Consider the following 15678-nt stretch of genomic DNA (forward strand, 5'->3'; position numbering starts at 1 on the left):
ACCGTCTCGACTTGATACCAGAGTTCCCGCACGCCCTGTATGTTCGACAGGCACAGCAATTCGTCGATCCCGTTGACCATCGATAGATGATGCGCCGACAAGCACAGATCATGGTGTGATCGCACATTCCATTCCCCCTGCGCCAATCGCTCCACCAGATCCGGCCCTTCCACGGTTATCGTGACCTGGAGCGGACCGAGAATCGGTCGGAGAAGGATCGTCTCGGCGGGGGGAGGCACAGGAGCCGCCGTTGCCGCGGGGGGTTTTGTGTTAGTGGGCTTCTTGACAGGGGGCTTTGCGGCAGGGGCCGGACGGGACGGCTTCGATGGAGTCCGAGCCGATGCTCGCGGCGCTGTCTTATCATCGCCCCCGGACCACAGCATCATCTGATCCGGGGAAGGGGAGGCCTCACGCTGATTCTGTGTATGGAAGAGAACCCACTGCCACATATCCTTGATCCGCCACGGACCGATTTTGCGCCGTCGAGGAAAGAGGATCATGAACTCATTTAAATACCGGCGAGTCTCCTCAAGCCTCTTGAGCGAGAACGACAGAAATACAAGATCCTCCAGCAGGTCCGAATCCCATTTTCCACTGTGATGGGCATCCTGGATTGCATCCAGCAGCAGGTCATGCCAATTATGTTCGAGGCACAAGGTGTGGAGGTGGAACAACGCGGGTCTGAAGGCCGGATGCTTGTGGATGATTGACCGGAGCTGCTTAGCCGCATCCTTGTCTCTGCCGGCCTCGAGAAGACCCATGGCGGCCTCGAGTTTTTGGAAGATTCGATAGTCCTCTCCGGACAAACGATCTTCCTTGCGTGGAGTCATGGTGCCTCACATTCCAGCTTGGCCTGTCGCGGTGGATCGTTAATGCCGTGGAGAATCCGTCGTTTATGGCGCCCTCCTTTTAAAATAGCAAGCCGAATGCCGGTTTGCCAACCGGTCCGTAACCAGATGGGCTGAGAAGACGATTCCAGTCGATTTACGTCGCCTTGGCGCGGGAGAAACCTCGTCCCGCGGCCAATATTCTCGGGCCATGAGATCATCCACCGAGCTGACACTTACAAGGAGATTATGCCACTATGCGGATTTCTTAATAAAACACGAGAAGCCCTAGCCTGCCCAGTTTCGTGAGGAAAGGTGCGTGAGACCCGATCCTCGAGATCTTACTTGCTCGTTTTCTTTGTTGAGTGTTTTTTTGTGGATCTTCTTGGTACGGTCTTTTTGATCGCCGCTTTCCTCGCTGTACTCTTCTTGATGGCAACCTTCTTTGCCGTCTTCTTCTTTACCGCTTTCCTCTTTGCTGGGGCCTTGCCGGCTGATTTCGCTGTTAATCGTTTTGTTTTAGTTTTCTTTTTGATTTTTCCGGCCGCCGGCTTCTTGCCGGCCTTTGCAACGCGCCTCGTCTTTCTTGCCGGCCCGGCCGGGGCCGAAGCATCATTCGACAACTCCGCATCCGCATTGATTTCGACACCAAATACCGATGACAGCTCATCGGAGGCCAGAACCCGGCCTCTTCGTCTCTTTCCTGTTGTTGGAAACTGTTCAACCGCGGTTTCCACCATCTCAGCCGGATCAACCCCCCTCAGTGTGAACAGCTCTTCGGGATTGTGATCCAAGCGCGCTCCCACACCATAGAGTGTGGCTGCTACATGCTTGCACATTGAAGCCCAGTCCGGGCAGGAACAACTTAGAGAGATCTCTCGGGGCGAGGGGAACAGACCTTCGCCCATATGGCTGACGATCTCCATAATTCCCTTTGATATAGAGCCTTTTAGCAGCTCCACCAGTGAGTCGATCTTCCCCGCGCATCGGCGTTTGATGTTGACCCAGCGCTTCTTATCCAGCGTTTTGATTTTGATATCAACTTTATAAATATCCGAACCGCTGACAAGAGACCGCACACGACCAGCCTCGATCTGCAAATCGATCACCGAACCATTGCGAACATATCTTTGTCCACGAGGCAGGCGATTGGCATAGTCGCTATAGGCTTCGAGGTTTGCGCCCCATGCGTTGCCCCAAAAGGTGGTGGTGATTTTGCGGCCGGCGATTTCAACGGGTGAGACCTCGTTGCCGGCCTTTCGCATCTTGGCTATTTTCTTCGCGGCCTGACGGCGGCGCTCAGCCGCCGATACATAGGGTCTCCATTCATAGTAAGAGTACCTGCCCATTGGATTACCTCATTCAGATATTGTACATATTCATCAGCTCTCGACGGCACTGCACAGATCAAGCGATACGATAGAAATCAACTCCTTGTTGCTCAACTCCGTCAGGGCCGACTCGGTTCCCGCCGACAGGATCTCGTCGGAAAGATTTTGTTTGCCGGCGATCAGTTCGTCGATGCGTTCCTCCACCGTGCCCCGGCAGACAAACTTGTGAACGAGGACATTCTTCTTCTGGCCGATGCGGAAGGCGCGGTCTGTGGCCTGATTCTCGACCGCAGGATTCCACCACCGGTCGAAATGAATTACGTGCGAGGCGGCGGTCAGATTAAGCCCGGTGCCCCCGGCCTTGAGGGAGAGAACCATGAAAGGTATCCGATCATCGTTCTGGAAGCTTTGGACCAGTTTATGCCGCTTCTTGACGGGTGTGCCGCCGTGCAGCACGAGACCGACTTGCCCGAACACCTCACTTAGAAAGCCGGCCAGCGGCTCGGTCATCTCGCGGAACTGCGTGAAAACCAGCACCTTATCCTGGCGCGCGGCGATGGAGCCACAGATTTCGCGCAGTCGGGTGAACTTTCCGCTATCGGTTGCTTCATAGTTGCCGTCGCCCAACCAATGGGAAGGGTGGTTGCAGATCTGCTTGAAGCGCATCAGAAAAGCCAGAACGACACCGCGCCGCTCGATACCATCCAGATACTCGATGGCCTGCCTCATCTCATCAACAGACTGCTGGTATAAAGCAGCCTGGCGTTTACTGAGTAGGCAGTAGGCGTTGATCTCGGTCTTGTCGGGCAGATCTGTGATGATATTCTTGTCGCTCTTAAGCCTCCTAAGAATGTAAGGCTGCACCAGCTTCCGCAGCGGCGCATAACTTTGCTTGCCTGACGCCACGGACTTGCAGAAGCTGTTGAAAGCCTTAGCAGACCCCAGAAGACCAGGATTAAGGAAATCGAAGATCGACCACAGATCGCCAAGACGATTCTCCACGGGTGTGCCTGTTAAAGCCAAACGCCACCTTGATTTCAACGCCTTAACAGCTTTGGTCTGCTTGGCGCTTGGATTCTTTATAGCCTGGGCCTCGTCCAGGACCACGATCCGCCATGGATACTCTATCATCCATTCTGTCCGCATGGCGGTGCCATATGTAGTGATCACCGCATCGTGCGCCGCGACGCTCTCTCGAGAAAGTCGCTTCAAGTCCGCTGATGAGATATGTGACGGATGCGCAATGAGAGTCCTCAGTGCCGGGGCAAAACGTTCGATCTCCAGGCGCCAGTTGTCAATGAGTGACGCCGGAACCACCAGTAGATCGGTGCCCTTTCTTTTCTTTTGCTGATTGAGTGACAAAATCGCCAGCACCTGGATGGTCTTGCCGAGGCCCATGTCATCGGCCAGACATCCACCCAGTTCCAACCCGTGAAGTGTCCATAGCCACTGCACCCCGACCTTCTGGTAGGGACGAAGCTCGCCATTAAGACCGGCGTTTGCCTCGATCTCGGATTGCAGCTCAGGTGAGCGGAGGGCATCAAGTTTTGACGAGAGCCATTTCCCGGCGATGACCTCCGACCACTCCGGCCTTGCGTCTTCCGCATCGTCTATCCCGCCGCCACCAAGCTGGGCGCCGGCCAGTAAGCGCATGGCCTCCCCGAAGCTGACACCGTCGAGCCGAACCTGTTTCTGAACAGCGCGCCATTGATCGAGAATCTTTGAGAGCTTGTCACCATCCACCTCGACCCACCTGCCTTTGATCAGGATCAGGCCTTCCGTGGAGGCGAGCAGCTCTTCAACCTCCTTGCGTGACAGGGCGTCGCCTTCGATTGTCAGCTTGATGTTGAAGTCCAAAAGCGCGTCCATACCCAGCTTCGAGGGGGGATGCCCTCCAACCGATACGGAAATCCTAGGGCGCGGCCGGTTTTTTGCGCTCCACCAGTCTGGCATCCGCACGACCAACCCGGCCTGTTCGTACAGCGGAATCTCGCACAGGAAGCGGTGAGCCTCCTTCGGCGTCCAAGACAGCGGGTGGTAGATGTCACCTGAATCGACCAACTCATGGACGAAAGCGCTCTGCTCGGCCGCCCGAGACAGCGGAGAGAGCAACGCGAGAAGCTTCCGGCGATTCTTGGCCCCGGCATAATCCGTGAGAGCCCGGCCGAGTGGCTGATGCTGGGGCTTGGCCTGCTTGGAAACCTTATAAATATAGGTCGCAATGAAGGCGAAGGGGTATTCCGGATCGCGTTTGTTCTCGGCAAGATGAAAACAGACCCGTCCAACCACGTTCCAAAGCGAGTTTTGTTTCTTCAGATAGCCCTGGATACCGTCCTTGAATCTCAGAGCCTCGGCGGCCAAAGCCTTGCCGATGTCTGCCCAAAGGTCTTCAAGCATTTCCAGCGTGATCAATTCGGCTCCACGCATGGGAGGTGCCGCTTGGACGAAGGCTGAGAGCGTTTCCGTGTCCGGATCCGGAATGACAAGGGACTCTGGATCTGTCGGATCGAGGGCCTTGCAAATCCCGGCCACGAAGAGCTGACCGATATCGCGCCAATATGAGAGTGATGGATGCAGGTCCGTGCCCAGCTCTCCTGCACCAAGCTGCAGGACACCCTTGCCACGGCTTGAATTGAAAGCTTGGAGAATCCGTTGCTGCACAGCGGTAGCCAGCAGAGGGCCGTCATCCGGCAAGCCGGGGCCGACATCAATGAGGCCGCTCGGCGTCAATCCACAGATTAGTGTACAACCGACGTCTGGATTGTTATCGAGCGAGATTTGCGACATCAGCTATTCACCATTGAATCTCGGCTTCCATCAGAATCCGATCCCTGAGACGGGGGGAGAGTGACCGAAAAGTGAGCAGATCGACCCTGCGATTGCCAAAAAGCTGAATTCCAAGGTCGAGAGCCATTTGCGGCAGGCATACAACGCCCTTCCTCATTCAGCACACAGCTGTAATATGCATGGAGAGTTTTTCGCCGTCAAGTTCGTGACAGAAGTCTCCTATTTCCACCGGAAGGTCGCAAAATCTCCAATCTTGACGCTGATTTCGGCATCACGCCGGAAATGCTCACCGGCCCGTCGAGATATGGGGGCGAGGCACAAACCGGGTCATTGAAGAGTGCGAGCGATGTGGGATTGATCCTCCAATGTTCGCCGAAGAATCCGGGGCGGTTGTTGTGACTTTCCGGGTTCAGATCGGACCCGTCCCAGGAAGGGAACCAGGCCGGGATCAAGTTGGCACCAAGTACTTGACCTGAATCGAAGTGAACCATGCCGGCCAACCTCAAAAGAAAAAGCGAAAAAGCAATATCCCGCCAAATTTGCTATTTTTGCTATTTTCCGAGTTCATTGCCTTGCCGTGATAAGCCATCTGTCGTCGGGTCGACAGTTCAAGGCTTGGTGAAAGATCGCTCTTGGAAGGCCTTCGAACTCTACCACGGAGCGAATCTCGCAACTGCGTGCTCAGCTCCAACCCCGGATGGCGCTTCAACCGATCCCACACAGACGGATGACCCATGGCGCGTGCGTGAGCTGCCGGCCCGGCTCGGCACCTTCCACCGTCGCGAGCAAAAGCCGATGTAGTGGGAGTTCTTCGACGTGCTATCTCAGTCTCGCCTCCTCGTCATAGAGTCGCCTGACCGATCCCGAGGTATCCAAAAACTCATCCTGCTGGTTGCGATCTGCCCATTTTAAGTTCGGCTGGATTTTCCCTGGCCGATCTCGTAAAAATCGGCCATAGTATCATGTCATCATAAAATCTTCGTCGGCCAATAGAACGGTGTGACAGGGGCGGTCCCATGTCGAAAGAGCAGACTTCATCCCTCAAACTGACCTTCTTGGGTGGAGCCGATTCAATCGGAGCATCCTGCACATTGGTTGAGGGGGGCCATACGCGACTGTTAATTGACTGCGGTATCCGGATGAATCCCCGGAATCCCTTGCCCGATTTGTCTCAGCTCTCCGGAAAGCCCCCGGACGCCCTGCTTGTCACCCACGCTCACATGGATCATGCGGGGGCCCTTCCCATCGCGCATGAGGCCTTTCCGGGTATCCCGGTTATAGCGACGCCGCCGACGATCGATCTCATGGATAGACTTTTACGCGACGCGGTTAAAATTATGAACTCGGCCGACCGTGAAGGGGAATTATCCCTCTATTCGGAAATCCACGTGCAGAAGCTGCTCACGAACATCTTCCCAATTCATCACGGGCATACAATTCGAGTCGACGAATTCGAAGTTACCTATTTCCCGGCATCGCATATTCTCGGCGCCTCAATGATCCACCTCGCCACACCTTATGGAACACTCCTCTTTACGGGGGACTACAGTGTTTCAGCTCAGCTCACGGTCCCATCGCTATCAAGTCCGTCCTTTGAGGCCGACATTGTCGTGAGCGAGGCGACATACGGGGAGCGCCTGCATGAAGACCGCAAGGCGGCGGAGAGGCGATTGACAGAACGGATCACCTCTGTGGCGAATGAGGGGGGGCGGATTCTGATTCCCGCCTTTGCCGTCGGGCGGGCGCAGGAGGTCCTCCTTATCCTAAAGAACGCCCTCCGAAAAAAGGAACTTTCGCCGATCCCCATTTTCGTGGATGGCATGGTCCGCGATGTCTGCGGTGTCTATGCCCGTCATGAGCGGTACGCATCGCGGTTTTTGGGGCATGAAATCCGCCGAACGGGTCACCCATTCTTTACCGATCTCATCCGGCCGGTTGCCACCCCTGAAGGGCGTCAAAAGGCCCTCCAGACGCGGCCCGCCATCATCGTCGCTTCCAGCGGCATGTTGAGCGGCGGTGCGTCCGTCTTCTATGCCCGCGAGATTGCCCAGACGGAATCGGATGCCATTCTTATCACGGGTTATCAAGACGAAGAGTCGCCGGGGCGCGCCTTGCTTGAAATCGCGGATGGTGTCGCGCCACGGAAGATCCGGTTGGGAACCGAACCCGTCGATCTTAAGTGCCACGTTGAAAAGTACACACTCTCCGCCCACGCAGACAAGCTTCAGATGGTAGCCTTTCTTGAAACCCTGCGGCCGCGGACGGTCATTCTTGTTCACGGGGAGGAGGCCGCGCGCCGCGCATTGGCCCGCAGCTTGAGCTGTCGTGATGTCATTTTACCGGGCAATGGCGATGTGGTGGCTTGTTCCACTCGCAGATCAAACGCGATCCGGACGGCGCCGGATTCCGTGAGCCTGGACGCCATCGATATGGATCGCGCGCGGGAACTCCTCGGCCCGCCGCGTAAAACCCCCCTGCGCTCCGGTGAGCTGGTCAAGGCATGGTTCGGCGGGAAGGTTGGTAGGGAACTAGCGGATAAGCTCATTGTGCGGCTCGAGGAAAAGGGCTTGGTGCGCCGGGACGATAACAAACGGAGCCTGCTGTGGATTCTTGGCCCTGGGGAAACAGATCTCTTCGGCGACATGGAATTGGGTTTGGTTCAACTCAAGCAGGAGAATCCAAAGGGACGCCTGCTCGAGCTTTGCATGCGCCTTCGCATCGATCCTCCGGAAACTGTTCTTTCCGTCGATTGCGGCGAGCATGTGGCGCAATCGGCGCTCCAATGGAATGACAGGAGCTATAACAGCGGTCCGTGCAGATCCCCGTCCAGCAAGGCCGCCGAACAACTCGCCGCACGCGCCTTGCTTGAACAAATTGCAGCACGGGAATCCACGGATTCCGGAGGGGCTGTCGTGATGGTGGATGAGGAAGATGCCGGCAGATTGACGGCGGATAATCCCAAGGGCCGTCTGCTCGAATTGTGCATGCAACGCCGGCTCGCGTTGCCGGCCCTTGAACATCAACCCGTTCCCGGAGGGTTTCAGGTTCGCATCGTTTCAGGGGAATCCGGCTCCCCGTCCTTTGTGACAAAATGGTATCAGTCCCCGGCCCGGAAAAGAGCGGAACAGGCGGCCGCCCGGGAATTGCTGGGATTCATGGTCCGGTTTCTTGAGAGCGGTGAGTCGTTGGAGACGGCTCAGACGCCGGATAATCCCAATCCGCCGAAATCCGGTTCGAGCAATGAGCGCGATCCGAGGCTCGCCATCAATGAGCTCCGGCAGGCGGGGGTCATACGCGACTTCGGATATGAAGAGATCGATCGCTCGGGACCGAGCCATCGCCCGGTTTTCACCATGGTTGGCTGGGTTACCGTCCCGAACGGAGAGAGAATCGACAGCGCCCCTGCTGAAGCCAGCTCCAAGAAGGAGGCGCAACGCGCGGCCGCGGAATTGTTAAATAAACGCCTGGCGGAGGCGGGGATCTTGCCGCGGGGGTCTGGAGATTAGCGCCCTGCTTTACGCTGATAGACCCAACTCGACGCGCAGCCTTGAGAAGTCGTATCTCTGCTTTGCTATTTTCCCAGCGAACCGGGAAGACATCAGCTCGGCCCTGGTCAGGCGCCGGAAGAGCGCGATTTTGTCCCGGGTTTTCATTGGAACCGAATACCCTGACAAAGGGAGTGCCCCCTTCGCCGGATGCGTTTCACAAGCCGCAGAGAAAGCACTCTTCAGATTGGAAATGAATTCTAGAAGTTCGTCGCGGTCCTTATCGAGTTTTAGGAGGCGCGCCTCTGCCTCAGCCAGCTTTTCCAGGAGCTCATCTCGGTCGGGATTTCGCATGCATACCTACCTCGGTCTGCAGTCGGCGAAGCTTGAACTGCTAGATAGGGGGTAAGCCTGAGAGGATTTTCAAGGATTCTGAAGATTCAGGAGGGTTCTTCATCATCCAGGATTCGCTCCAAAACCGTGATCAAAGCCGGCAAGTCTTCGGCAACCGTGCGCCAGACGATTTCCTCATCAATTCCGAGGTAATCATGGACCACCCGATGGCGCATCCCCACTATCTCATCCCAAGGAAGCTCTGGGTTCGCAGCGCGTCCCTGACTGCTGACCTGATTCGCCGCCTCGCCGATGATTTGGAGCAAGTGCAGCAGGGCAAGCCTGAGGACTTCACTGTTATCGAAGTCTGCACGAGTCTTCCCGTGCAATAGCGACTGAGCCTTGCGAGCCATGTCGAGCATGTGGGCCAAATAGACGTTGTCGTCATGCTGCATACTGAATCTCAGCTTCCGCCAGGATCTGATCCTTTAGGCGGGGATTGAGGGACCGGAAGGTCAGTAGATCAATCCTGCGGTTGTCAAAAAGCAGTGCGATTTCCTTCTCAATACGATGCAGGCCAAAGAAACCGGGAACATGGCCCGGCTCGAATTCAACGAGAACATCAATATCGCTTTCAGGGCCGAAGTCGTCTCGCAAGACGGATCCAAATAGAGCCAACCGGCTGATTCGGTACTTTCGGCAGATGTCGGCAATTGCCAATTTGTCGATCTGGACTCGGGCCACCGTCTGACTCCTTCTTCGAATTCCGAAAAGACCTCCAACGGCTATTGCGCAGCCAGAATTTACTCTCGGGCAGCCGACTACAGCTCTCTTTCTGTAGAACACAGCCGCAATATGCCTGGAATGGCCTTTGCGGTCAAGCCCTGGGTCAAAGCCCTCTCTCAAAAGGCAAACACAGGTACTCAATTGAGGTTACCGTAATGGGTGGCCGGAATGCCCCGGAATAGGTGGCCGGCTTCCACCGGAATGGGTGGCCGACATGGACCGGAATTCGGCCTTGAGTACGTCCTTGGCAGCGTCACGCTCATAAGCAAGTGGGTAACCATCAAACCATGAATGACTTACCACGACTGTTGGGCCCACGATGAGCGCCACGAGAAGAAATCCTTCGAAGCCTTCATCGACTGGGCCTACGCGCCGGCGCCTTCGTCGATCTCTACAAGATTGTGCAACAGGGCCTGCGCATCGGCCTCCCGAGCTATTCGCTCAAGAAGGTCGAGCAGCTCTATAAGCCAGCCGCGAAGGGGAGGTCACGACCGCCAGCGATTCGATCCTTTTCTACGAGAAATGACTTGAGGCGCAGAACGGCGACACGTGGGAAACGTCGGGAATCCTTAAGCGAGATCCGCAGCGACAGCAGCACTCATCCACCCGCAGGCACCAACCGCGCCTGCTGCACGTCATCCTCATAGATCAATTGACCATCTTCATCAAGCAGAGACCGGCACCAACCATCCCTTTCCTTCCGCACATACGCGAGACGCGCACGCGACCACGGATCCGCCCAACCCGGCGCGCTGCCGACGACAACCTCCAGCGGCCGGCCGAGCTCGAGCGATTCTTCCATCAGGTCGTAGAGAGCCGGCTCATCCAGATAGACCCAGGGCGCGGGAATAATCTCGTCGAGAAACCCCCAGCGCAGCCGGACCCCGTGGTGCAGGCGGCCGTATTGATAGAAGGCCAAGAGGGATTTTGTGTCGGCTTCAAGCCTGCGCCGGAATTTCGTCATCTCACCCTTCCGCAGGTAATCGGCCAGGGCACCCTTCGCCGCAAAAGGACGGCTGATATTGCATGTGCCGCTCACCAGCAGATCCAAGGTGATTCTCAGGGTGCGGCCGCGTCGATTGAGCTGCTTGGTTTTTTGCGGCGGCTCAAGCTCCGCGAGCCGGCGCTCTTCGGGATCAAAGCCGAGGGTGTGTAGAAGCCGGCGGACATTGACGGCGCCGATCACATCATACTCATTCAACTTCGCCGCGACTTCGGCGATCTCCTCGCCGAGGTAGGTGTCGATGGTGTGTCTCCCGATGTCCAAGAGAACAACTCCCTCGGGTTTCGCCGTGGGGAAGGCATGCACGATGACCCGGCGCAGGCGCGCCAGCCGCTCGGCCTCCATCCGTCGCCGCCGCTCGCGGCTTTTCCTCTGGGCTTCCATGACCACCGGATCGGGGCGGTCATGATGAGAACGGCGCAGCATTTCGATGCGGTCGATGACAGCCTGGCGCGCCGACCGGACGAGTTTATGACTCCGATCGAGGATCCACGCGCCATCCGGCTGCACCTGGATCGGCGCACCCCGGCGCCAATAGGAGGCCGAATCCGGCCGGATCGGAGTCCACCGGGGACTGATCGCCTCAACAACGGACATGACCTCATGGGGTCGCATCACGGGGCCATGGGCATCCAGGACGCAGATCGCCGTGCGCTGCGCCGACCATTCGAAGGATAATCCGCCACGCCAGGCCTCATTGAGATGCGCGGCGCTGAGCGGTTCATGCGGCCCAGGCAGAGGCTTCCCTTCAGGACGGATGAGTTTCAGCGGTGCAACCCACGGCGGCTTCAATCCGAGCCGAAAGGCCCAAAGATCAGATTCATGATGATGAGGATCGAGCGCGTAATGATCGTCGATGCGGAACACGGGCGGGCGGCCCGGCTTACAACGCTTCAACGAGGCCAGGGCGCGATCGGCGGGGAACACACCGGCCTCTTCAAAGCGCCGGGCAACCTCCTCCAACGTCATCGGCCCGCCGCGTTCAAGCAGCGCGACGATGAGCATCGAGTAGGGGATCGCTTCCCGGTGATGCTTAACGGCTTCGAGGCGCGGGACGTCGATGTCCAGCACTTTGCAATATGGGTTGATCTTATTCATGGCTTATCCGAATCGATATTAAGGCTAAAATTCGGCAGAGGCAATGAACGCCGGTGGCCTGCGAGAGCACGAGCCGTGGGAAACTACCGAGGAATCCTCGGTAGTTCAGCATGAAGACAGAGGGCGAGTTCGAGAGATACAGAAACCTTACGTTTGGTTCTTTCTTCTGATACCCTTTCCATATAGATTCCGGAAGGAGAATCCGCAATGTCTGCGACCACTTTTGAAAACTCAAAGCTCATTGAAATTTGCCGCAAAAATGGGGCGGTGATGATGGCCCTGAACCCCATAAACGGGTCCATCTAGACTAACATTTTTGACAGCTTTTCGAGTACCTCTTAGAGTCCCATCTCGGGACGAAGGAGGATGCGTTATGAAGAAGAGCAGATTTTCTGCAGAGCAGATTACCATGGCCCTCAGACAAGCCGAGGCTGGCACGCCAGTGGCCGAGGTGTGCCGTAAGCTCCAGATCACCGAACAGACCTTTTATCGCTGGAAGAAGAAGTATGGTAGTCTGGGTACTCCTGAGATCAGGGAGTTACGTCAACTCAGGGATGAGAACAAGAAGCTCAAGCATCTGGTCGCGGACCTTAGCCTGGACCGGCGTATCCTGCAGGAGTCTCTAAAAAAAAAGTTCTGATGCCCGCTGAGAAGCGGGCGTGGACCAGTTGGGCTATCGAGGCGTTTCAGATTTCCGAGCGACGGGCCAGCATTATAAGTGGATTCTCTCGAACGACGATTAGATATTGCTCCCGCCGTCCCCATCAAGAGCCGCTCAGGCGAAGGATGAAAGAGATCGCCTCGGTTCGGGTCTGTTACGGCTACCGGCGCTTGCATGTGGTCCTGCGTCGAGAATGTTGGCCCATCAGTCACAAGCGGGTTTATCGCTTGTACACAGAAGAAGGTCTTGGGCTTAAGCGGAAGCGAACTAAGCGCAGAAGAGCTGCGGTTGCCCGGCGCCAAATTCGTCCTGCCACCCGACCGACTGAGCGATGGGCGATGGACTTCATGCATGATACTTTAGCTGACGGGCGGAAGATGCGGGTGCTTACCGTGATTGATGTATTCACCAGAGAGTTCCTTGCTTTGGATGTACGGCAGAGATTTCGAGGAGTAGACGTAGCGGATGTTCTGAGTGGTCTTGTCGCTCGTCATGGCAAGCCGAAAACAATTCAATGCGATCAGGGAACGGAGTTTACGTCTATGGCTATGGATCATTGGGCATATTTGAACAAGGTCGGGTTGGACTTCAGCCGACCCGGAACTCCAGGGGACAACACCCGGAACGAAGCCTTTAATGGGACTGTCAGACGTGAGTGCTTAACGCTACATTACTTTTTGAATTTGCTGAATGCAGGAAGTAAGCTGTCAGCATGGAAGTTCGAGTACAATAATGAGCGCCCCCACGGCAGTTTGGGGCAAATTCCGCCGGCCGAATTCAGGGCTGGCTTAACCGCGGAAGAGGACCCGATCAGACAGTCAATTTAACTCTAGATCTGGACCTGGGTTGGGGGCAAGAACCGCAGGCTTAGATTATAACTCTAAACCTGGATCAGTTCCAGGGGGTCAGGCCAATCACCGGCAAAAGTTACCGGCTCAGAAATCAAGCTAGCAAAAACAAGGACAAGGAGATTAAATAGCAGCATCAACAATGGCTGGTTTTGAAATGATAATCAGTGGACGGTTTTGAAGTGATAGGTGACACTCCGCTTAGCAAATGCTGTGGAAAGACTTTAACTACCTTTCCGCGGCATCAAGTGTGAAACACAGGATTGATCTCTGCTTCCAATATGCTTTTGAAATCATTTCTCGTATCAATAATTCTGCAAACAGTGACAATAGCCCAATATTCATACTAAAGTTTTGGTTTGCATTTATTTATGGATAGAGTATTAGTTGAGACCATGGCATTGGAATGGTTATTAACTCGGGGGGCGGTGAAATGAATCTGAATCGATTGTGGAATGCCATTGGATCATCCGCAGTTATAATTGGTGTATTATATGCAATTGGATTTATTATTACAAAAGCATTTTATAACTATCTGGGTTTCGCAAATGTTTCTTTGACCACGCAGGAATATTTGCAAACCGCCTTGGTGTACATTTCTGCAACGCTAGCCTTTGGCGTATCGGATTGGCGTAGTTTGATATTTATTGCGATTCTTATCATTGTTTCCTACTTCATATATAGGCTGCTATCGCTGAAACCAAAAGGTAAGCAAAATGGAATGCGCATGGTTTCGAAGATTGTCATTGTTATTATTGTATTTTTTATAGTTGCTTCCTTGTCGCATTTGTTCCTAGGTAGTGTTGTGGAGATGGCAAGGCGGCCATTGTTGTCGAGTATTGAAGCGGTTAATCAGCAGGACAATATCTCCGTGTTTCATCCTATAGTCGTAAAGTATTTCGTTATGATGGGCGTTGTGCTATTTCAAATAGTACTCCTGGGCTGCTTGTATTTTGTATTGTCAAGTCGTTTTCGGCTAGAGAGTGAAACCTGTGGGTACGGCAAATTACTCCAAGGCCTCAGAAACGTTGGGTTTGTGGTTCTTTGCCTCGTTACTGTTCTTAATTTGGGCTTGACTATTACCTACTACGGCATGGGGGTCCACCCAAGACAATTCAAGAAGGTGCGACTTGTCACAGGAAAAACAGCAAATGAGTATGAGAATATCCTAATGATTGGTCGTGATTCGCATTTCTTTTATGGATTGGATTCGCAGCAGGATTATCTACGTGTCTTAATTGCACTAAGCGATATTAAAGGTATAACGTACTTGCCTGAAGTAGTCGAAGAAGGGGATAATTGATGAAACCACTTGCATTATATTCCATGCTGCTAATCACTGCAATATGTGGAGCATGCCATGGTGCCAACATTTTAATAGATACAGTTAATCACAACACTAGAAGCGTTCAGTTCATCTGCACGCCAAGTAATAGCATTCGTGAGCTGCTAATTATAGACAACTCAGGAGTAAAAGTGCGTTCTTTCAGTCTAGGGCCATCCGATCCGGCCTATCTCAACAGGGAAAGCGAAACACGGACTGTTTCTACAGCCTTGGGGTCTGGCCGCTATACTATGCGACTAACTAATGATGATGGTATTGAGTCAACATGTAACTTTACCCTTAGGGCGCCTAGAACGACGGATGAGGAAATTGGTGTAATGGCAGGAATTCTTAAATGGCTACTCCCTGATATGTCAAAGTATCAAGATCTAGTGGGCATTTATAAGCCTCTACCAGGTTGTAACAGTGATTTATACTTGTTTGATATAAATACATTAAACTGCGTAGGGCGGCTTACTGACACAGGTACGAATATTCAACCATCCTGGAGTCCTGATGGGAAATGGATCGCCTATTCATCACGCATAGGAGGGACTTATGACATTTGGAAGGCGCAATTAGGAGGGATGGAGCTCAGGCAAATAACGGATACGCCGAAAGTTAATGAATATTCTCCATTATTTAGTCCTGACGGTGAAAGAATATGTCATATAAGTGGTGAGAATATTGTAACCGTTAATGCAGAGAATGGCCAAATGATAGATACTATTAAAGCGAAGCGGGTGGATAGCTTACTTAAATGGCTGTGTTCTGAGGATGAAATATTATGTCAACTTACCTCTGGTGGTACTGCAGTGATAAGTCTAAAATCAGGTGAGTTGCGACAAACTGACTTGCTCGGAGACCAATTATCTTATTTATTGGCAACTCTACCAAATCTGGAGGAAATGATTGTTTTGGCAGAAACCGATGAGGAAATTACAATTAAGGTTGAGGCAGTACCAAAAGGTGAAGTGGTAAGAAGTATTAACATGCTAGGTAATTTAAAGCGACCAATATGCGATCCAACCGGGCAACTTATAGTTACTAATGGGTGAGGCGTCCCCAGTTTTCTTGGACACCGAATTGGGGTAAAACCAAGGAAACAAGGAGGGGAAGATGTCCAGGAAAAGAGAGGGTTCAAACAAGCAGGAAGGTGCTGGGAGAGGATTGACGGTGCAAGCGGAGGGAGCCC

General features: G+C 54.1%; 12 protein-coding genes. 4 read left to right on the forward strand and 8 right to left on the reverse strand.

The features are described 5' to 3' along the window. The 4 genes from KJ970_16435 to KJ970_16450 all read right to left on the reverse strand — a co-directional run. A partial coding sequence (locus KJ970_16435) for a hypothetical protein (GenBank protein MBU2692509.1) occupies window positions 1-830 on the reverse strand: 830 nt, incomplete at its 3' end. 338 nt (window positions 831-1168) lie between these two features. Then, complete coding sequence (locus KJ970_16440; protein ID MBU2692510.1) at window positions 1169-2176, reverse strand: hypothetical protein; 1008 nt, start codon at window positions 2174-2176, stop codon at window positions 1169-1171. A gap of 33 nt (window positions 2177-2209) precedes the next feature. Further along, window positions 2210-4945: a DEAD/DEAH box helicase gene (locus tag KJ970_16445; protein MBU2692511.1), complete on the reverse strand. Its 2736-nt coding sequence runs from the start codon at window positions 4943-4945 to the stop codon at window positions 2210-2212. Window positions 4946-4952: 7 nt separating this feature from the next. Then, window positions 4953-5102 carry a hypothetical protein gene (locus tag KJ970_16450; protein ID MBU2692512.1) on the reverse strand — a complete coding sequence of 50 codons (150 nt, stop codon included), beginning with the start codon at window positions 5100-5102 and terminating at the stop codon, window positions 4953-4955. 859 nt (window positions 5103-5961) lie between these two features. Here KJ970_16450 and KJ970_16455 point away from each other — a divergent pair. Further along, window positions 5962-8451 carry an MBL fold metallo-hydrolase gene (locus KJ970_16455; protein MBU2692513.1) on the forward strand — a complete coding sequence of 830 codons (2490 nt, stop codon included), beginning with the start codon at window positions 5962-5964 and terminating at the stop codon, window positions 8449-8451. 9 nt (window positions 8452-8460) lie between these two features. Here the strand turns inward: KJ970_16455 and KJ970_16460 are convergent, their stop codons facing one another. The 4 genes from KJ970_16460 to KJ970_16475 form a co-directional block, all read right to left on the reverse strand. Then, a complete protein-coding gene (locus KJ970_16460; GenBank protein ID MBU2692514.1) occupies window positions 8461-8784 on the reverse strand; it encodes a hypothetical protein in 324 nt (107 codons plus the stop codon). 86 nt (window positions 8785-8870) lie between these two features. Next, window positions 8871-9218: a DUF86 domain-containing protein gene (locus KJ970_16465; protein MBU2692515.1), complete on the reverse strand. Its 348-nt coding sequence runs from the start codon at window positions 9216-9218 to the stop codon at window positions 8871-8873. Then, window positions 9208-9507: a nucleotidyltransferase family protein gene (locus KJ970_16470; protein MBU2692516.1), complete on the reverse strand. Its 300-nt coding sequence runs from the start codon at window positions 9505-9507 to the stop codon at window positions 9208-9210. The genes KJ970_16465 and KJ970_16470 overlap by 11 nt, the downstream gene beginning before the upstream one ends. A gap of 640 nt (window positions 9508-10147) precedes the next feature. Further along, window positions 10148-11650: a hypothetical protein gene (locus KJ970_16475; GenBank protein ID MBU2692517.1), complete on the reverse strand. Its 1503-nt coding sequence runs from the start codon at window positions 11648-11650 to the stop codon at window positions 10148-10150. Window positions 11651-12023: 373 nt separating this feature from the next. Here KJ970_16475 and KJ970_16480 point away from each other — a divergent pair. From KJ970_16480 to KJ970_16490, 3 genes are all read left to right on the forward strand, one after another. Further along, window positions 12024-13138 (forward strand): IS3 family transposase gene (locus KJ970_16480; GenBank protein ID MBU2692518.1). Its coding sequence is split into 2 segments (ribosomal slippage): window positions 12024-12276 and window positions 12276-13138, totalling 1116 coding nucleotides; the frame shifts between segments, so codons are not numbered across the junction. Window positions 13139-13592: 454 nt separating this feature from the next. After that, complete coding sequence (locus tag KJ970_16485) at window positions 13593-14462, forward strand: hypothetical protein (GenBank protein ID MBU2692519.1); 870 nt, start codon at window positions 13593-13595, stop codon at window positions 14460-14462. Then, entirely contained in the window at window positions 14462-15541 is a 1080-nt protein-coding gene (locus KJ970_16490; protein ID MBU2692520.1) for a hypothetical protein, read from the forward strand. The genes KJ970_16485 and KJ970_16490 overlap by 1 nt, the downstream gene beginning before the upstream one ends. The last annotated feature ends 137 nt before the right edge of the window (window positions 15542-15678 follow it).

It is taken from the genome of Candidatus Eisenbacteria bacterium, from assembly GCA_018831195.1.
Lineage (GTDB): Bacteria > Eisenbacteria > RBG-16-71-46 > CAIMUX01 > JAHJDP01 > JAHJDP01.